Below are 18,063 nucleotides of genomic sequence, written 5' to 3'. Positions count from 1 at the left end.
TTTCCTTCTCTGTCTGAGTTGCGACGGTGCTACTTGTTGCGGAAGTGGGGGATGACCTTCTCCCCCCACTGGCGGATGGTTTCCAGGCACGCCTCCTGGGGCACGGTGCCCATCTGGATGAGGCACAGGATCTCGTCGGCCCCGGCGTCGCGCAGCCGCTCGACGTAGGCGATGGCGTCCTCGGCGGTGCCGTAGGCGTGCTCGGTATTGAAGATGGCCGTGGCCCCGGTCTTCACCGGGATCTTGGCTTCGTGCAGGTAGGCGACGTGCTCGTCGGCGACCTCGCGCATCTTGGCGAGTTCGTCCACGCCCGGGTTCACGGCTTCGTCGGGTACCGGGCCCGCGCCGTAGTAGTACTTGATGGACTGGGCGAAGAACCGTTGCCCGCGCGCGCCGATCTGGCGGGCCCGCTCGCGGTCGTCGAGCACGATGGTCGGGCACAGCGCCGCGAAGTGGTCGTTGACGACGGTGGACACGAGGCGTTCGCCGGTGCGGGCCGCGATGGCGTCGTCGTAGATGCGGCGCAGTTCGGCGATCTCCTCGATGCCCGCGAAACCCAGGACCAGCGCGCCGATCCCGTACTCGGCCGCCAGTTTCAGCGTGTCCTTCTTGGTGCAGGCCATGAACAGCGGGGGATGGGGACGTTGCACTGGCCGCGGCAGCAGGTGGTGCGGGCCGATGTCGAGCAGTTCGCCGTGGTATTCGAATTCGCCCTCGGGGTCCTGCCAGGCGGCGGCGATCATCCGCAGCGATTCCTCGACCTCCTGGTAGGTGCGGTCGGGATCGACTCCGCACATGGAGGTTTCGACGGCGGTCGCGCCGCGGCCCGCGCCCAGGTTCAGGCGGCCGCCCGACAGCACGTCGAGCATGGCGGCGCGTTCGGCCGCGCGGACGGGGTGATTGAAGTTGAACGGCATGCAGACCACGCCGTGCCCGATCCGGATCCGCCGCGTCTGCGCGGCCACCCAGGTCAGGAAGATCTCCGGCGCGCTCATGTGCGCGTACCACTTGAGTCCGTGGTGTTCGACGGCCCAGACGGTGTCGAAGCCGACCTCGTCGGCCAGCACGGCCTGCTCGACGCAGTCGCGCAGCACCTGGGCTTCGTGGGCGGCGGTGGGATCGGTCATCTGCGCTTCGAAGATCATCGAGAACTTCATCCGGGGCTCCTTGCGCGCGCTGACTCACCCGTCCGGGCGTTTATGCCTAAACGAAATACAACTGCACCCATAGCCTCAGGTCATGAGGTTGTCTCAGTGGCCGGGACCACACCGTGCCGGTGTTCCGCATCCGGACTTAGCGTCGGTTGAACAGCAGCGGAAGGACGGGATCAGGTGGGACAGCTGGACGGCAAGGTAGCGCTGGTGACCGGCGGCGCCCGGGGCATGGGAGCGGAGCATGTGCGCCGTTTCGTGGCCGAGGGTGCCAAGGTCGTATTCGGCGACGTACTCGACGACGAGGGCAAGGCCCTGGCCGCCGAGCTGGGTGCCGCCGTCCATTACGTGCATCACGATGTCACCAGTGAAAGCGACTGGCAGGCAGCGGTTTCCGCGGCCGTCGCCACGTTCGGCAAGCTGGACGTGCTGGTCAACAATGCCGGGATCCTGCGGTTCAAGCGCATCCTGGAGATGAGCCTGGACGAGTTCAACGTCATCATGAACATCAACGTCACGGGCGCTTTCCTCGGCATCAAGACCGCCGCGCCCGCCCTGATCGAGGCCGGTGGCGGGTCCATCGTGAACGTGTCCTCGGTCGAGGGCTTCGTCGGTGCGGCCGGTCTGTCGGCCTACAGCGCGAGCAAGTTCGCGCTGCGCGGTCTCACCAAGTCCGCCGCCCGGGAACTGGGGCACTCGGGTATCCGGGTGAACTCGATCCATCCCGGCGGCATCGCCACCCCCATGACCGCGTCCGTGGCGGGCGCGTCCGGGGTGGACGGCAACTCCTTCTTCTCCGAATTGCCCATTCCGCGCTGGGGTCAGCCGGTCGAGGTCTCCGAGGTGGCGTTGTTCCTGGCCTCGGACGCCTCGAGCTATTGCACCGGAGGCGAATTCGTCGTCGACGGCGGCATGCTGACCAGCTGCGGCTACTAAGGAACGAGATTCATGGAATTCGAATTCGACGTCGTTGTGGTGGGTTCCGGCGCGGCCGGCATGACCGCCGCGCTGACCGCCGCCTACCGGGGCCTGTCGGTCACCCTGATCGAGAAGAGCAGCCTGTTCGGCGGCTCCACCGCGCGCTCGGGCGGCGGCATCTGGGTGCCGAACAACCCGGTGCTGCAGGCCGCGGGTGTGCCCGACAGCCCGGAGATGGCCCGTACCTACCTGAAAGCCGTTGTCGGCGATCGGGTTCCGGAAGCCAAGCAGCGCGCGTTCCTGGAGCAGGGCCCGGAGATGTTCCGCTACATCGGCGCCCGCTCCAAGCACTGGGCGTTCGCCTACGACCGCGGTTACTCCGACTACCACCCCGAGTTCCCGGGCGGTCTGGCGCAGGGTCGCAGCATCGAGCCCAAGATCATCGACGGCCGTCTGCTCGGCGCGGATCTGGACAAGATCAACCGACCGACCATGTCCGCCCCCAAGGGCATCGCGATCACGGTCAAGGACTTCCACGACCTGAACATGATCGCCCGCACCTGGGCCGGCAAGAAGACCGCCATGAAGGTCGGCGCGCAGACCGCGCTCAATATGATCAAGGGCGCCAAGCCGCTCAGCCTGGGCAAGGCGCTCGCCGCCCGGCTGTGGCTGTCGCTGCGCGACGCGGGCGTGCCGGTGTGGCTGAACACCCCGCTCACCGACCTGGTCATCGAGGGCGGCACGGTGGTCGGCGTGCGCGCCGAGCACGAGGGCCGCACCGTCACCATCAAGGCCCGCCGCGGCGTGGTGCTGGCCGCGGGCGGCTTCGAGCACAACCTCGAGATGCGTGAGCAGTACATCGACGGTCCGCAGAACACCGGCTGGACCGTGGGCGCGACCGAGAACGTCGGTGAGGGCATCGTCGCGGGCCAGAAGGCCGGCGCGGCGGTCGATCTGATGGACGACGCCTGGTGGGGTCCCTCGGTGCGGAACCCCGACGGCCCGCCGTTCTTCATGCTGGCCGAGCGTTCGCAGCCGGGCGCGATCGTGGTCAACGCCAAGGGCGACCGCTTCGTCAACGAGTCCGCGCCGTACGTGAATGTCGTGCACACCATGTACGAGGAGGAGAAGAAGGTGCCGGGCAGCATCCCCGCGCACTTCATCTTCGACCAGAACTTTCGCGACCGGTACCTGTTCCTGGGCAACTTCCCCAAGCGGCCGCTGCCCCAGAAGTACTTCGACGCGGGCATCATCAAGCAGGCCGACACCCTGGCCGAGCTGGCCGACAAGCTGGGCATCCCGGCGAACAAGCTGGCCGCCACCGTGGAGCGCTTCAACGTCTTCGCCCGCAACGGCCGGGACGAGGACTACCAGCGTGGCGACTCGGCCTACGACCGCTACTACGGCGACCCGACCGTCAAGCCCAACCCGACCCTGGCCCCGCTCGAGCGCGGCCCGTTCTACGCGGTCGAGATGGTGCCGGGCGACCTGGGCACCAAGGGCGGCCTGGTCACCGACGAGCACGCCCGCGTCCTGAACGACCAGGGCGACATCATCCCGGGCCTGTACGCGGCGGGCAACAACTCCGCCGCCGTCATGGGCAACGACTACGCCGGCGCGGGCGCCACCATCGGCCCCGCCATGGTGTTCGGCTACATCGCGGCCAACCACCTGGCCGACGCGGAAACCGCAGCAGCGCAGGAGAACTGACATGGGACGCGTTGATTCCAAGGTCGTCATCGTCACCGGCGGCGCGCGCGGCATGGGGGCGGCCTTCGCCCGCAAGCTCGCGGCCGAGGGCGCGCGGGTGGTGATCACCGACGTGCTCGTCGAGGCCGGGGAGGTCGTCGCCGCCGAGATCGGTGACGCCGCCCGGTTCTTCCCGCTCGACGTCACCGACGAGGCGGCCTGGAACGATGTGGTCGCGCGGACCGAGGCGGCCTTCGGACCGGTCTCGGGTCTGGTCAACAACGCCGGCATCGTGCACGTCGACCCCATCGAGAAGCTCTCGGAGGCCGACTACCGCAAGGTGATCGACGTCAACCAGGTCGGCGTGTTCCTGGGCATGAAGGCCGTCATCGGCTCCATGCGCCGCGCCGGGGTGGGTTCCATCGTGAACATCTCCTCGACCGGCGGCCTGATCGGCTACTCGAACATCCTCGGCTACGTGGCCTCCAAGTGGGCCGTGCGTGGCATGAGCAAAACGGCCGCACAGGAATTCGCGGCCGACAATGTCCGCGTCAACTCCGTGCACCCGGGCATCGTGGCCACCGAGATGGTGGCCGCCTCCGAGCGGTCGGCGAGCATCGCGGCCAATCAGCCCATCGCCCGCCCGGCCACCCCGGAGGAACTCGCCAATATGGTGCTGTTCCTCATCTCCGACGACTCCTCCTACAGCACCGGCGCCGAGTTCATCGCCGACGGCGGCTTCACCACCCAGTAAGGCTCCGGTCCCCCGGATTCGTGGGGTTCTCAGGGGATGCCCCTGAGGACCCCGTCGAGAGTATTCGCGAAGCGAGACAAGGAAACACCCATGAAGGACTTCCACGGCAAAGTCGCTGTGATCACCGGTGCGGGCGCGGGCATCGGCCGGGCCCTGGCCCTCGAGCTCGCTCGCAACGGGGCGCAGCTGGCGCTGTCCGGCCGCAATTACGACAATGTCGCCGAGACCGTGGCGCTGTGCGAGAAGGCCGGCGCCAAGGCGCGGGCCTACAAGCTGGACGTGGCCGACCGCGCCGCGGTCTACGCGCACGCCGACGAGGTCGTCGCCGACTTCGGCAAGGTCAACATCGTCATCAACAACGCCGGTGTCTCGCTGACCGCCAATATCGAGGAAGTCTCCTGGGAAGACCTGGAGTGGATCTTCGGCATCAACTACTGGGGCACCCTGCACGGCGTGAAGGCGTTCCTGCCGCACGTGATCGCCTCCGGGGACGGTCATTTCGCCAATGTCTCCAGCATGTTCGGCCTGGTGGCCTGCCCGAGCCAGGGCGGCTACAGCTCGTCGAAGTACGCCATGCACGCGATCAGCGACGCGCTGCGCCAGGAAATGATCATCGCCGGTCACAACGTGGGTGTCTCGAGCGTCCACCCGGGCATGATCAAGACCGAGATCGCGTGGAAGGCACGGGCTGCCGCCAACCGCTCCCGCGACGACCTGGCCGCCAACTTCGACCGCCTGGCCCAGACCAGCCCGGAGGATTGCGCCAAGACCATCGTCAACGGCATCCGGAAGAACAAGCCGCTCATCCTGATCGGCAAGGACGCCAAGGCGATGAACGTCATGCGCCGACTGCTCGGCTCCGGCTACATGAAGCCGCTGACGGCCCAGATGCGCAAGGAAATCTGACCCAGCTCTCGGGAGCTCCCGTGCCCCGCTGCGTTCCGCACCGGGGCACGGATCGAGGGGACGAGGGTTGGTCAGTCCTGCCCGCCAGCCCCGCACCAGTCGGTGCGGGGCTAGCGCTCGTCGTCACCCAAATATGCTCTGACCTGCGGATATATCCGGTCCCGGTGAACGGGACCTCTCCGGATTGTGACGCCCGCAACAGCCACGATCGACGGGTGGCCCGAGGACGGGCCGGACCCGGAAGGACGGAGGCGTCCGATGCGCATCGGCATGCTCATGCCATATCTCGACGGACTGGTGACCTCGGGCGGATTCCTGCGGGAGTTCGCGGCGGCGGCCGAGGAATGCGGGCTGGAATCGATCTGGACCGTGGAACACGTTGTGGTGGCCCAGGATTACGAGCCGCTGTACCCGTACTCGCCCGACGGCCGGATGCCGGGCGGCGGCGGTATCGGGGTGCCGATGACCGATCCGCTGGAGACTCTGGCGTTCGTGGCGGCGGCGTCGAGCACCGTGCAGCTGGGCACCGCCATGGTGGTGGCCCCGCTGCACAGTCCGGTGGTACTGGCCAAGCGGGCGGCCACTCTGGACCGGATCTCGGACGGACGGCTGCTGCTCGGACTCGGAATCGGCTGGCAGAAGGAGGAATACGCGGCGATCGGCGTGCCGTTCGAGGAACGCGGCACCCGGCTCGACGACTGCATCGGCGCCATGCGGGAACTGTGGACGCAGGCTCCGGCCACCTATCACGGCAAGCACGTGTCGTTCGACGATCAGTTCTGCCAGCCGCAGCCCGAGCGGTCGATCCCGATCGTGCTGGGCGGCAACAGCGCCCCGGCCGTGCGCCGGGCGGCGCGGGTCGGCGACGGCTGGTTCCCGTACACGATCTCCTCGCAGGATTTCGCGCGCGGCGCGGACACGATCCGCGAACTGTCCGCGGCGGCAGGACGTTCCGAGGATGCCGTCGAGATGACGATCTGGCCGGGCTCGTTCGACTTCGTGCGCGAGTTCGACGCCGAGTACGTGCGCCCCTACGTCGCCGCCGGTGCGAGCCGGATCGTGCTGACCCCGCCCATGTTCGGCCCGGAATCCCTGCTCAACGGCGTGGAAAACCTTGCGGCGTACGTGGATCGGTACCGCAACGACGTGGAGTCGAAGCTGTGAACCCCGCGACCCCCGTCCGCGTGTTCGACCGCGTCGTCCTGCCCGCCGATCGGGCCGAGGACTGGCTCACCCGATGGCGCGGCGACTATCTGCCCGGCGCCACCGCCCGCGGCCTGCGCGCCCCGCAGGTGCTGCGTGAGCACACCGGCGTGGATTCGGTGGCCGTGCAGATCATCTGGGAGCTGGCGGGCATCTACGACTTCTACGGCATGCGTGCGGCGGCAGCGGCCGATCCGGGTGTGGCGGCCTTCTGGTCCGACACCGACGCCGTCGCCCTGACCAGGGAGCGGCATGTCATGGCGGTGCAGGAGGGGCAGGCATGACCCGCTGGGTGATTCTCACCGCCCCGCCCGCCGAGGACGCCGACGGCCGGCTGGCCGCTTTCGCCTCGGCGGCGTCCGCGAATCCCGGTGTGGCGCACTGCTCGGCCGGGGTCGATCTGCCGGGCAGCGCGGGCGGCCTGGGCGCGCTGTGGGACCTGACCACCGAGTCGACGCCCAGCGCGGTCCTGCCGGGCCTGCCCGGTGACGCCGATCTGGTGCCGCTGGCCCCGGTGCACGCCCGCGTGGTCCGCCTCGACGCGCCCCGCCGGGTCAAGCGCACCCTGCTGCTCACCGTTCGGGAAGGCACGTCCCCGGACACGGTGTCGCGCTTCGAGTCCGACCTGATGGCCATGCCCGCCCACATCCCGGCCATCCGGTCCTGGTCGCTGAGCCGGGTCCCCGGCCATGCCCGCTGGACGCACGTCTGGGAACAGGAGTTCGCCGACCCCGACGGCCTCAATGGCGACTACCTGCTGCACCCGTATCACTGGACGCACGTCGACCGCTGGTTCGATGCCGAGATCCCGGGCTCCATCGTGGACCCGGCGATCGCCCACCTGTACCGCTGGGCCGACGGCCCGGTGCTGGGGAACTGATCAGTCCGGGTCGCGCAGGCGCTGTTTGAGCACCTTGCCGCCGGCATTGCGCGGGAGGTCGTCGGCGAAGACGATCTCCCGCGGCACCTTGTAGCTCGCCAGCCGCGCGCGGGACCACGCGATGAGGGAGGCGGGATCGGTGGCGGCCCCGGCGACGGGGACCACGTAGGCGCGACCCACCTCGCCGAGCCGCTCGTCGGGGATGCCGATCACGGCGACATCGCGGATATCGGGGTGCTGCAGCAGGACTCGTTCGATCTCGGCCGGGTAGGCGTTGAAGCCGCCGACGATGAACATGTCCTTGAGCCGGTCGGTGATGCGCAGGTAGCCGTCGGGGTCGAGGGTGCCGATGTCACCGGTGTGCAGGAAGCCGTCCGGGTCGACGGCGGCGGCGGTGGCCTCCGGATCGTCCAGGTAGCCGTGCATGACATTGGGGCCGCGGACGGTGACCTCGCCGGGTTCACCGGTTTCGAGGGGTTTGCCTTCCCGGTCCACGATGCGGATCTCACTGCCGGGCAGGGGTTTTCCGACGGTGTCGGCGGCCAGTTCGGCGGGGGAGTCGGGTGGGCAGATGGACACCACGCCGATCGATTCGGTGAGGCCGTAGGCGGTGAAGACGGCGGGAACGCGCAGGTCCTCGCGAATGCGGCGGACCAGTTCGGCGGGGATGGTGGAGCCGCCGGTGCCCGCCAGGCGTAGCGAGCCGAGCAGGTAGTCGTCGGGGCCGGCGGCGAGCAGGTCGGTGAAAAGCGTTGGCGGCCCGGCCAGGACGGTGATGCGTTCGCTCTCGATCAGATGGAGGGCGGCGGCCGCGTCGAAGCGCTCCATCGGCACCATGGTGGCGGTGCGTAGCAGACAGGCCAGGATGCCCGCCTTGTAGCCGAAGGTGTGCGAGAACGGGTTCGCCAGCAAATATCGGTCACGCGGGCGCAGGGTGACGACCTCGGACCACTGGGCGAAGACCTCGAGGGTCTGGCGGTGGGTGGCCAGCACGCCGCGGGGGGTGCCGGTGGTGCCGGAGGTGAACAGGATGTCGGAGATGGACTCCGGGTCGACGGCCGCGGTGCGTTCGATCGCGGACCGCGGCTCGATCACCGCGCCTGGGGCCAGGAACCCGGCCCAGGAGCTGATGTCCCAGTCCGCCGCGCTCTCGCCGCGGGCGTCGTCGAGCAGGATGAGGTGCTCCAGATCCGGTAGCTCCAGACCGGATTCGGCGAGCATGGCCGGATAGTCCGCGCCCAGGAACTCCTGCACGGTGCACACGGCTCTGGCGTGGCTGCGGGCCAGCACCTCGGCGGTTTCCGGGCCGCGCAGCCGGGTGCTGATCGGCACCAGGGTGGCGCCCGCGCCGAGCATGCCGAGGGCGGTCACGATCCAGCGGACGCTGTTGGGAGCCCAGAGCCCGACCCGATCTCCCGCCTCCAACCCGGAGGCGATGGCGGCCCGGGTGACCGCCGCGGCCTCCTCGGCCAGCTCGGCGAAAGTGAGCCGTCCGGCCGGTCCGGCAATGGCCACCGCCTCGGGATACCGCCGCGCCCGATCGGCCACCAGCGCCGGAATGGTCGCCACACTTCCGACCGCGGAGATGCCGCCCGAGTGCCGCCGATCCATCCGCCCATCCTGCCCCAGCCCCCTCGCCCGATCGCCTCATTTCGCCGTGCCATCCCGGTGACCGGGCGTGCCGTGTCGGATGGCCCTCCGCGTCGCTCCGGGCGGGTTCGGGTGATCCTCTGCGCGAGTGGCGTGTGAGGCGCTGTGGCGTACCCATTCCGGTCATCGGGATGGGACTTGGGGGTGCGGGGCGTCACACGGCACCCTCGTTGTAGTGGAACCGTCGGGGGGACGGGATATTGCCCGGCAGGCCGCTCGAGCAGCGGCGGAGCGCTGGAGTGCGAATGAATCCAGAATCTCGAAGGAGTGACATGACGGCCGGAACGGAGCTTGCGCAGCGCCAGGACCTCGCGGCGGGCGCGACCACCGTTGTCGAACTCGACGGCGCGTGCGGCTTGTCGCGGGACAAGATCGGCGGCAAGGCGTGGAGCATCGATCACATGCGGGCGCTCGGGCTGCCGGTGCCGCCCGCGTTCGTGATCACCACCGACGGCTGGGCCGACTACACCACCCGCGGCGCCATCGCCGAGGAGATCTGGGCGCAGGTGCTCGAGGGCATCGCCATGATCGAGCGCGGCACCGGCCGCCGCTTCGGGTCGGCGGACCGCCCGCTGCTGGTGTCGGTGCGTTCGGGCGCGGCGATCTCCATGCCCGGCATGATGGACACCGTCCTCAACCTGGGCATGACCGACGCGGTGCAGCAGGCGCTGGCCGCCGAGACCCGCAACCCCGGCTACGCGGACGACACTCGCTCCCGCTTCGTGCACCAGTACCGCGAGACCGTGCTCGGTGACGCGAACGGCGTCGTCCCCGCCGACCCGTGGGATCAGCTGCGCGGCGCCATCGAGGCCGTGTTCCGGTCCTGGGATTCCCCGCGCGCCAAGACCTATCGCGCCCACCGCGGCCTGTCCGACACCATGGGCACCGCGGTCACCGTGCAGGCCATGGTGTTCGGCAACCTCGACGAATCGTCCGGCACCGGCGTGCTTTTCAGCCGCAACCCCAATACCGGCGACACCCCCGTCTACGGCGAGTGGCTGGTCGGCGGGCAGGGCGAGGACGTGGTGTCCGGCCGCCTGACCCCGCGCCCGCTCGACGATCTGGCCGTCTCGCAGCCCGCGGTGCACGAGCGGCTCATCGCCGCCGCCCAGCTGCTCGAGCGCGACGGCCGCGACCTGCAGGACATCGAGTTCACCGTCGAGTCGGGCGCCCTGTGGCTGCTGCAGTCGCGTCCGGCCAAGCGGTCGGCCCGCGCCGCGGTGCGCACCGCCGTCGCCATGGTCGAAGAGGGCCTGATCAGCGCCGACGAGGCCCTGGACCGGGTGACCCCCGATCAGGTGCGCGAGGTGCTGCGCCCCGCCTCCGGTGACACCGGCGGCCAGGAGCCCCTGGCCCGCGGCGAATCCGCCTGCCCCGGACTGGCTTCCGGCGTGGTCGTGACCGATCCCGACGAGGCCGAGGCCCGCGCCGAGGCCGGCGAGGACGTCATCCTGGTCCGTCCCACCACCAGCCCCGACGACCTGCACGGCATGATCGCCGCGCGCGCCATCGTCACCGAACTGGGCGGCACCACCTCGCATGCCGCGCTGGTGAGCCGCGAACTGGGCCGCCCGTGCGTGGTCGGCTGCGGCCCGGGTGTGGTGGCCGCGCTGACCGGCAAGACGGTCACCGTCGACGGCGGCGCCGGTCTGGTGCTGCCCGGCGAGGTCGTCGCCAAGCCGGTCGAGCAGTCCGTGCTCGACGACGTGCGCCAGCTCGCCCAGTGGGCGGGCGTGGACGGCGAGCAGCTGGCCGAGCGCCTGGAAAACCGTTCCGCCTCGAGCGAGAACGCCGAGCAGGAGGAAGTGACCGCCGTGAACACTCCCGTCACCGAACTGGCCGTGCTGCGGCTGGTCGGCATCAAGGGCCGGGTGAACGCCGACAACCTGGCGCTGAGCCTGTTCGCCGACACCGCCGAGATCGCCTCCCGCTGTGCGGATCTGGTGACCGCGGGCTACTGCGCCACCACGCCGGCCGGTTTCCGCATCACCCCGGAGGGCCGCCCGCGCCTGGAGCAGCTGCTCGCCGAGGAGCGCGGCACCGTCGACGCGGCCGCCATGACCGCCGCCTACGACGAGTTCTGCGTCTTCAACGCCGATTTGAAGGTCATCATCACCGACTGGCAGATGAAGGACCCGGCCACGGTCAACGATCACGCCGACGCCGACTACGACGCCTCGGTGCTGGCCCGCCTCGACGGGACCCACCAGACGCTGCGTCCGCTGATCGCCCGCCTGGGTGGCCTGGCCCCGCGCCTGTCCCGCTACCTGGATCGACTGGACCGCGCCGTCGAGCGCATCGGCGAGGGCGACCACACCTACGTGGCGCGTCCGATCATGGACAGCTACCACACCGTGTGGTTCGAGCTGCACGAAGACCTGATCGGTCTGTGCGGCCTGACCCGCGCCGAAGAGGCGGCGGCCGGCCGTGCCCACTGAGCCCGTAGCTACCGACGCGCCCATGACCACCGACGCCGTGACCGGCCGCTGGATCGACTTCGCCCAGATCGACAATGTCCGTGACCTGGGCGGCCTGCCGGTCGCCGGCGGCGGCACCACCCGCTTCGGCATCGTGCTGCGTTCGTCCACCCTGCAGCAGGCCACCTCCGGCGATCTGTCGCAGCTGGTCGACACGCTGGGCCTGCGCACGGTCATCGACCTGCGCCTGCCCGACGAGGTGGAGCGCGAGGGCTACGGCCTGATCGGCGATTCCGCGGTGCACATCGCGAACCTGCCGATTCGCAAGTCGCCCCAGTCCTCCTTGGCCGCACGGGATCTCGTCCCCGACAAGACCCGCGTCGACCTGACCGAGCTCTACGGTCAGCTGCTCGGCGGCAGCGGCGAGCACATCGTCGAGTCGGTGCGCCTCATCATCGACCCGGCCCGCCACTCGGTGCTGTTCCATTGCGCCGCGGGCAAGGACCGCACCGGCGTGCTGGCCGCGGTCCTGCTGGACGCGGTCGGCGTTCCCGCCGAGGCGATCGCCCACGACTACGCCCTCACCAACGAGCGCATCCAGAAGGTCCGCGACCGTCTCGACGCCCTCCCCTCGTATGAGGGCCTGCCGCAGACGAACACCGGCATCCTCGCGGTCTCCCCGGAGGTCATGCTCGGCTTCCTGGCGAACCTGCACGCCGAGTACGGCGGTGCGGCCGCGTGGCTGCTCGCCAACGGCCTCACCGAGTCCGAGCTCGAGCGTCTGCGCGAGGTCCTGGTCGCCTAGGCGGCCCGCTTCTCGAACACCACGTCGCCGCCCTCGCCCGGGGTGATGAACGGCAGCAGCCGTTCCGCCTCGGCGCGCAGGGCGGCTTCGTCGTTCGCGGCCAGCGCGTGCCACGGCGTGATCCGGATGGTCGACCCGGCCACATCCCAACGGCCGTGCACGAATCCGTCGATCAAGTACATCGGCACACCGCCCGACGCGATCTTCGCGATCCGGGTGCGATCCGCGTCGCGGATGATCCGCCGCCGGTCCCGATGCCCGAGGCAGGAATTGTCGAACGCGGGCAGAAACCGTACCGGCGCAGGCGAATCCGCCTCCGCGATCGGAGCGTCCGGCACGTCGAAGAGCTCGCGACCCGCATCATCCCGGAACACCCGGAGCTCGCCCCGCATCCCCTCGACCACCTCCGCGAGCTTCGTCACCCCCGCGAACTCCTGGATATCGCCCACGGTCGCCGGACCATAGGCCGCCAGATAGCGCCGGACCAGAGTCCGCGGCTCCGGCGCCTCCGCCAGCGGCCCGCCCACGACCTGCTCGGCCAGCGACACCGACACCGACCGTCCACGCCACGCGCCCCACGCTCCCGCGCCGGGGTGATGCACCAGGGGCTGGACGACGCCGAGACCGTGGACCAGGTCGCGTGCCCCGCGTCCGGGGAACCGCTCCGACAGCAGCTTCCCCAGATCCCGCCGGGAAACGGCCCTGCCGTCCAGCAATTCCCTTCCGGCCGCGCCGAATTCGGCGATATCGAGACCGTTCATCGCATCGCGCAGGTAGATCGAGCGCAATGTCGGCTCGACAGCCGGCCGCACGGTCGGATACAGCCACCGATAGTCCTGGGCGTCGGTCAGATGCACGGTGCGCCTGATCGAGGTGGCGCGCACCACGGTTCGCTCCTCCAGCAGCGCCGACAGCTCCTCGTGCCGGAATTCGCTGAGCCGCGACCACAACCCCACATACGGCCAGTTCGGCTCCTGCCCCTGCACCGCGAGGAGGTGCCGGATCAGGTCGGCGACGGGCATCGCGGTTCGTTCGTACAACCGCTGACGCAGCAGCAGGGTGCGGTTTAGGGTTCGCAGCGAGAGTTCCGGCATGAATCCAGTGTCGAAGACGACTAGGACAGTTATTGTCCTAGATGGAGGACGGGTCATGGGCGCGGTGCGGGCGGGGGAGTTCCGGCACATCTATGACCCGAGCGAGGCCGGTCAGCGGTGGTACATCAACGATCATTCGCTGATCAGGGATGCGCGGGGGCGGTGGCATCTGTTCGGGATCACGCATCCGGAACCGGCCGATCCCTGCGACGAGACCGAGTTCGCGCACGCCATCGCGGACGATCCGCTCGGGCCGTGGACCAAGCATCCGTCGGTGCTGGAGGTGGACCGGGAGCGGGGAGAGCGGCATCTGTGGGCGCCGTTCGTCATCCACGCCGGGGACCGGTACTGGATGTTCTACGACGGCGGCGGAATCGACCGCACCGCAACGGGTATGGGACTGGCCACCTCCACCGACCTGTTCCGCTGGCGGCGGCATCCGGGGAGCCCGGTGTTCCGGGACGGCTACGACGCGCGGGACCCCATGGTGCTGCGGATCGGCGACGAGTGGGTCATGTACTACTGCGCCACCAGTGCTCCCGCCGGTGGGAATCATGTCGTCGCCTATCGGACCAGCCCGGACCTGGTGCGGTGGAGCGAGCGCCGCATCGCCTACATCGATCCGGCGACCGGGACCGGCGCGGGTAATACGGAGTCGCCGTTCGTGGTGCGGCACGGGGACGCGTGGTACCTGTTGATCGGTCCGCGCCCGGACTACGTCGGCACCGAGATCTTTCGCAGCGACAATCCCTTTCACTTCGACACGTCCGACCGCGTGGGACATATCCGGGCCCACGCCGCCGAGGTGATCACCCATGACGGCGGCCTGTGGGTGACGCATGCCGGGTGGGGACAGGGTGGAGTCGCGCTGGCGCCCTTGATCTTCCCGGGCTGACCCGAAAATCCGATTTCGGGCGTGGCGGGCGGTCTGAACTGGGATTCTGGACGGTGAGTCGAGAGTCCCACCCAGTGCTGACGATCAGAACGTTGCGGGGAGGCAGGCACCATGGCCCGAATCGGCGTGATCAGTCTTTCCGACGGCCGCGATTATGTGCACGGCGGCATCGTCGGATTCATCAAGACGACGGAAGATCGGCTGGTGGCAGAGCTGACCGCGGCCGGACACACCGTGATTCGAGGCCGGGAACCGGTCGCGAGCAATGACCGGGCGGTCGAGGTCGCCCGGCGGGTGGAGGCCGCGGGGGTGGATCTGACCGTGCTGCACTACGCGGTGTGGGCGTTCCCGCACTTCACCATGCTGGCGGCGGGCGCGCTGCGGGGGCCGCTGCTGCTGTTGTCGAACATCGACCCGGTGCAGCCTGGCATGGTGGGGATGCTGGCCGCGGGCGGGGCCCTCGATCAGATCGGGCGCGAGCACGCCCGGCTGTGGGGCGACCCGGCCGATCCGGAGCTGATCGCGGCGATCGGGGTGCGGGCGCGGGCCGCGGCGGCGGTCGCGGGCTTGCGCGGCAGCACCTTCGGGCGGTTCGGCGGGCGGCCCATGGGGATGAACACGGCGGTGGCCAATACCGATCAATGGCAGCGGGTGTTCGGGATCGACGTGGAGGAGATCGACCAGTGGGAGATCGTGCGCCGCGCCGACCAGGCCGACGCCGGCGAGGCGCGGGCGGCGCGAGAATGGCTGGAGCGCAATGCCGCCGGGGTGCACTACGACGGGGTCAAACTGACGCCGGACCTGCTGGAGCGGCAGCTGCGCTCGTACCTGGCGGTGCGGGACCTGATCGCGGAATGGCGGCTGGACTTCTCCGGTATCAAGGGCCAGCCGGAACTGACCCAGTCCTTCGCCACCATGGACATCACCGAGGCCTTCCTCAACGACCCCTATGACTGGAACGGGCCCAAACAGCCGCACGTCTGCGCCACCGAGGCCGATATGGACGGCGCGCTCACCATGCAGCTGCTCAAGCAGATCTCCGGCACCCCGGTGCTCTTCGCCGACGTCCGCCACTATCACGCCGACCGCGACATCTGGGATCTGTGCAATTCCGGCCAGCACGCCACCTGGTACGCGGCCCGCAGTGACGACCCGGCCGAGAACCTGGCCCGGGTGCACCTGTACCCGGAGGTGTTCTTCTTCCCGGCGGGCGGCGCGTCGGTACACCACCTGGCCGCGCCGGGCGAGATGACCTTCGCCCGCCTCACCCGCCGCGACGGCGACTACCGCATGCAACTCATGCTCGGCGCGTTCGAGACCTACGACGACGCCACCAACGAATCATTGATGAAGCAGTCCACCTGGGAGTGGCCGCACGCCTTTGCCCGCCTGGACGCCGACGCCGGGGACTTCCTCTCCCGCTTCGGCGCCAACCACATTCACGCCGTCCCCGGTGATCAGCGCGCCACCGTGCGCGCGGCCTGCGAACTGCTGGGCGTCACCCTCGACGAATTCACCCGGGCGGGCTGACATGCTCCTCGGCATCGATATCGGCACCTCCGGATCCAAGGGCGTCCTCACCGACCGGGACGGCGTGGTCGCCGCGCGCGCCGAACGACCGCACCGGGTGTCGACGCCCCGGCCGGGCTGGGTGGAGCACGACGCGGAGACGGTGTGGTGGGCCGACTTCGTGGGCATCGCCCGCGACCTGGTGGCGGCCGCGGACGGCGAACCCATCGAGGCGCTCGCGGTGAGTGGCATCGGCCCGTGCCTGCTGCCCGCCGATGCGGACGGCCGTCCGCTGCGGCCCGCCATCCTGTACGGGGTCGACACCCGCGCGGGCGTCGAAATCGAGGAGTTGGACGCGGAATTGGGGCCGCTGACCGTGCTGGAGCGGTGCGGGTCGCCGCTCACCAGTCAGGCCGTCGGCCCGAAACTGCGCTGGCTCATCCGGCACGAGCCGCGGGTGTGGTCCGCCACCCGGATGCTGTTGATGGCCGGCTCGTTTCTCGTGTACCGCCTGACCGGCCGCTACGTCCTCGACCACCAGTCCGCCAGCCAGTGCGTCCCCATGTACGACCTGATGGCCCGCGACTGGGCCACCGACTGGGCCGAATCGGTCGCCCCCGGCCTGCGTCTGCCCGAATTGGCCTGGCCCACCGAGATTGTCGGCCGCGTCACCCCCGAGGCGGCGGCCGCGACCGGGCTGCCCGTGGGGCTTCCGGTCACCACCGGCACCATCGACGCCTGGGCCGAGGCGGCCGGGATCGGTGTCCGCGCCCCCGGCGACTGCATGATCATGTACGGCACCACCATGTTCCTCACCCAGGTGCTCGCCGACCCGCGTCCGCAGCCGGGGCTGTGGACCACCTGCGGAACCTGGCCCGGCACCTACACCTCCGCCGCCGGCATGGCGACCTCCGGCGCGGTCACCGACTGGCTGCGGGCCCTCACCGGCAGCGACTTCGCCGAACTGCTCGACGAGGCGGCCCGTGTCCCGCCGGGCTCCCGCGGCCTGCTGGTGCTGCCCTACTTCGCGGGCGAACGCACCCCGCTGTTCGACCCGGACGCCCGCGGCCTGATCGCGGGCCTCACCCTCACCCACCAGCGCGCCGACCTCTACCGCGCCGTCCTGGAGGGCATCGGCTACGGGGTCCGCCACAATCTGGAGGCGATGGCCGCGGCCGGCGCCCCCGCGACTCGCCTGGTCGCGGTCGGCGGCGGCACCAAGGGGGGCCTGTGGACCCGCATCGTCTCCGACATCACCGGTCTGCCGCAACAGCTTCCGGCCGACACCGTCGGCGCGGCCCTCGGCGACGCGCTGCTCGCCGCCGAGGCCCTGGGCCTGGACACCTCGGCCTGGAATCCGATCATCGGCACGATCGAACCGGATCCCGACACCACCGCGCGCTACGGCCCGTACTACCGCCACTACCGATCCCTGTACGAGACAACGAAAGCCACCGCTCACTTCCTCGCCCGGGAGCAACACCGCGCCGCGCCCTGATCTCGGCTAGGGTCCGACACGGAGGTGGGGCGGATGGCCAGATATCACCGCATCGCGGCACAGGACCTGGGTCGGCTGGGCGCGCTCAGCGACGGAATCTTCGCTGTGGCAATGACTTTGCTCGTGCTGGAACTGCACGTCCCCGCGAGCGAGACCTGGCGTCAGCGCGCCCTGTGGACCTCCGGCGCGGCCGCCAACGAGGAGCCGGTCTGGCACGCCCTCACCCACGTCGGCCCCCAATTCCTCATCTGCTTCCTGGGTTTCCTCACCCTGGGCATGTTCTGGATCGGCCAGCAGACCCAGCTCGGCCTGATGGATCGTGCGGACCGCACGCTGACCTGGATCCATCTGATGTTCCTGTTCGGCGTCTGCATGGTGCCCTTCGCGACCGCCCTGCTGGCCGCGTTCCCGCAATCGCGCCTGGCGCTGCTGGTCTACTGGGCCGATCTGCTGTACCTGGGACTCGCGCAGCTCGCCGCCTTGCGCTACGCCCGCCGCGCCGGCCTGCTCACCGCCGCCGCCGCCCCCGAGGACCTGACGGCCATCCGCCGCCGCATCGGAATCGTGCAATTCCTGTACGCGGCGGCGGTGGCTTTGTGCCCGATCAACACCTATCTCAGCATCGGCCTGATCATCGCCCTGCAGGTGAATTCGGCTGTGTCCCCGCGGATCCGGCCGCTCGACCGCTTCTGAT

Annotated in this window: 16 protein-coding genes; 13 read left to right on the top strand and 3 right to left on the bottom strand. The window is 69.8% G+C overall.

The features are described 5' to 3' along the window. Nucleotides 1-29: 29 nt before the first annotated feature. Nucleotides 30-1,157 carry an LLM class flavin-dependent oxidoreductase gene (locus ABZ412_RS12545; RefSeq protein WP_357279728.1) on the bottom strand — a complete coding sequence of 376 codons (1,128 nt, stop codon included), beginning with the start codon at nt 1,155-1,157 and terminating at the stop codon, nt 30-32. A 174-nt stretch (nt 1,158-1,331) separates the two neighbouring features. Here ABZ412_RS12545 and ABZ412_RS12540 point away from each other — a divergent pair, with 174 nt between their 5' ends. The 7 genes from ABZ412_RS12540 to ABZ412_RS12510 all read left to right on the top strand — a co-directional run bounded on the left by ABZ412_RS12540 (nt 1,332) and on the right by ABZ412_RS12510 (nt 7,501). Beyond that, entirely contained in the window at nt 1,332-2,087 is a 756-nt protein-coding gene (locus tag ABZ412_RS12540) for a glucose 1-dehydrogenase (protein WP_357279726.1), read from the top strand. A 12-nt stretch (nt 2,088-2,099) separates the two neighbouring features. Then, nucleotides 2,100-3,779 (top strand): 3-oxosteroid 1-dehydrogenase, encoded by a 1,680-nt coding sequence (gene kstD, locus ABZ412_RS12535; RefSeq protein ID WP_357279723.1) that lies wholly within the window; start codon nt 2,100-2,102, stop codon nt 3,777-3,779. A gap of 1 nt (nt 3,780) precedes the next feature. Next, on the top strand, nt 3,781-4,512 hold the full coding sequence (locus ABZ412_RS12530) for a glucose 1-dehydrogenase (protein WP_357279721.1): 732 nt from the start codon (nt 3,781-3,783) through the stop codon (nt 4,510-4,512). Between the two features lie 90 nt (nt 4,513-4,602). Further along, nucleotides 4,603-5,418 (top strand): SDR family NAD(P)-dependent oxidoreductase, encoded by an 816-nt coding sequence (locus tag ABZ412_RS12525; RefSeq protein WP_357279718.1) that lies wholly within the window; start codon nt 4,603-4,605, stop codon nt 5,416-5,418. Between the two features lie 258 nt (nt 5,419-5,676). Further along, nucleotides 5,677-6,582 (top strand): LLM class F420-dependent oxidoreductase, encoded by a 906-nt coding sequence (locus ABZ412_RS12520; RefSeq protein WP_357279715.1) that lies wholly within the window; start codon nt 5,677-5,679, stop codon nt 6,580-6,582. Next, nucleotides 6,579-6,905 carry a hypothetical protein gene (locus ABZ412_RS12515; RefSeq protein ID WP_357279713.1) on the top strand — a complete coding sequence of 109 codons (327 nt, stop codon included), beginning with the start codon at nt 6,579-6,581 and terminating at the stop codon, nt 6,903-6,905. The genes ABZ412_RS12520 and ABZ412_RS12515 overlap by 4 nt, the downstream gene beginning before the upstream one ends. Next, nucleotides 6,902-7,501 (top strand): Dabb family protein, encoded by a 600-nt coding sequence (locus ABZ412_RS12510; protein WP_357279710.1) that lies wholly within the window; start codon nt 6,902-6,904, stop codon nt 7,499-7,501. Before ABZ412_RS12515 ends, ABZ412_RS12510 begins: the two co-directional genes overlap by 4 nt. Here ABZ412_RS12510 and ABZ412_RS12505 read toward each other — a convergent pair whose 3' ends face one another. After that, entirely contained in the window at nt 7,502-9,112 is a 1,611-nt protein-coding gene (locus ABZ412_RS12505) for a FadD3 family acyl-CoA ligase (protein ID WP_357279708.1), read from the bottom strand. It lies immediately after the preceding gene. Nucleotides 9,113-9,423: 311 nt separating this feature from the next. Between ABZ412_RS12505 and ABZ412_RS12500 the strand changes: the two genes are divergently transcribed. Next, complete coding sequence (locus ABZ412_RS12500; protein WP_357279705.1) at nt 9,424-11,589, top strand: pyruvate, phosphate dikinase; 2,166 nt, start codon at nt 9,424-9,426, stop codon at nt 11,587-11,589. 22 nt (nt 11,590-11,611) lie between these two features. Then, nucleotides 11,612-12,373, top strand: a complete 762-nt coding sequence (locus ABZ412_RS12495) for a tyrosine-protein phosphatase (RefSeq protein WP_357279702.1) — start codon at nt 11,612-11,614, stop codon at nt 12,371-12,373. Here the strand turns inward: ABZ412_RS12495 and ABZ412_RS12490 are convergent. Continuing rightward, nucleotides 12,370-13,467, bottom strand: coding sequence for a winged helix DNA-binding domain-containing protein (locus tag ABZ412_RS12490; RefSeq protein ID WP_357279700.1), 1,098 nt, complete (start codon nt 13,465-13,467; stop codon nt 12,370-12,372). The genes ABZ412_RS12495 and ABZ412_RS12490 overlap by 4 nt on opposite strands. Before the next feature lie 55 nt (nt 13,468-13,522). On the opposite strand from ABZ412_RS12490, the gene ABZ412_RS12485 reads away from it, so the two are divergent. The 4 genes from ABZ412_RS12485 to ABZ412_RS12470 all read left to right on the top strand — a co-directional run bounded on the left by ABZ412_RS12485 (nt 13,523) and on the right by ABZ412_RS12470 (nt 18,062). Continuing rightward, nucleotides 13,523-14,362 carry a family 43 glycosylhydrolase gene (locus ABZ412_RS12485; RefSeq protein ID WP_357279698.1) on the top strand — a complete coding sequence of 280 codons (840 nt, stop codon included), beginning with the start codon at nt 13,523-13,525 and terminating at the stop codon, nt 14,360-14,362. Nucleotides 14,363-14,473: 111 nt separating this feature from the next. Further along, on the top strand, nt 14,474-15,892 hold the full coding sequence (locus ABZ412_RS12480; protein ID WP_357279695.1) for an L-fucose/L-arabinose isomerase family protein: 1,419 nt from the start codon (nt 14,474-14,476) through the stop codon (nt 15,890-15,892). A gap of 1 nt (nt 15,893) precedes the next feature. Continuing rightward, complete coding sequence (locus ABZ412_RS12475; protein ID WP_357279693.1) at nt 15,894-17,369, top strand: FGGY-family carbohydrate kinase; 1,476 nt, start codon at nt 15,894-15,896, stop codon at nt 17,367-17,369. 33 nt (nt 17,370-17,402) lie between these two features. Continuing rightward, on the top strand, nt 17,403-18,062 hold the full coding sequence (locus ABZ412_RS12470) for a TMEM175 family protein (RefSeq protein ID WP_357279691.1): 660 nt from the start codon (nt 17,403-17,405) through the stop codon (nt 18,060-18,062). The last annotated feature ends 1 nt before the right edge of the window (nt 18,063 follow it).

Origin of the sequence: Nocardia sp. NPDC005746 (assembly GCF_040630785.1) — a bacterium.
GTDB lineage: Bacteria > Actinomycetota > Actinomycetes > Mycobacteriales > Mycobacteriaceae > Nocardia.
Note: the sequence above shows the minus strand (reverse complement) of the source record. Positions and strands in the feature narration are given on the sequence as shown.

Coding starts and splice junctions, on each gene's coding strand:
- ABZ412_RS12480 (WP_357279695.1), top strand. CDS start 14,474: ATGGCCCGAATCGGCGTGATCAGTCTTTCCGACGGCCGCGATTATGTG.
- kstD (WP_357279723.1), top strand. CDS start 2,100: ATGGAATTCGAATTCGACGTCGTTGTGGTGGGTTCCGGCGCGGCCGGC.
- ABZ412_RS12485 (WP_357279698.1), top strand. CDS start 13,523: ATGGGCGCGGTGCGGGCGGGGGAGTTCCGGCACATCTATGACCCGAGC.
- ABZ412_RS12475 (WP_357279693.1), top strand. CDS start 15,894: ATGCTCCTCGGCATCGATATCGGCACCTCCGGATCCAAGGGCGTCCTC.
- ABZ412_RS12545 (WP_357279728.1), bottom strand. CDS start 1,157: ATGAAGTTCTCGATGATCTTCGAAGCGCAGATGACCGATCCCACCGCC.
- ABZ412_RS12470 (WP_357279691.1), top strand. CDS start 17,403: ATGGCCAGATATCACCGCATCGCGGCACAGGACCTGGGTCGGCTGGGC.
- ABZ412_RS12525 (WP_357279718.1), top strand. CDS start 4,603: ATGAAGGACTTCCACGGCAAAGTCGCTGTGATCACCGGTGCGGGCGCG.
- ABZ412_RS12500 (WP_357279705.1), top strand. CDS start 9,424: ATGACGGCCGGAACGGAGCTTGCGCAGCGCCAGGACCTCGCGGCGGGC.
- ABZ412_RS12510 (WP_357279710.1), top strand. CDS start 6,902: ATGACCCGCTGGGTGATTCTCACCGCCCCGCCCGCCGAGGACGCCGAC.
- ABZ412_RS12530 (WP_357279721.1), top strand. CDS start 3,781: ATGGGACGCGTTGATTCCAAGGTCGTCATCGTCACCGGCGGCGCGCGC.
- ABZ412_RS12505 (WP_357279708.1), bottom strand. CDS start 9,112: ATGGATCGGCGGCACTCGGGCGGCATCTCCGCGGTCGGAAGTGTGGCG.
- ABZ412_RS12495 (WP_357279702.1), top strand. CDS start 11,612: ATGACCACCGACGCCGTGACCGGCCGCTGGATCGACTTCGCCCAGATC.
- ABZ412_RS12520 (WP_357279715.1), top strand. CDS start 5,677: ATGCGCATCGGCATGCTCATGCCATATCTCGACGGACTGGTGACCTCG.
- ABZ412_RS12490 (WP_357279700.1), bottom strand. CDS start 13,467: ATGCCGGAACTCTCGCTGCGAACCCTAAACCGCACCCTGCTGCTGCGT.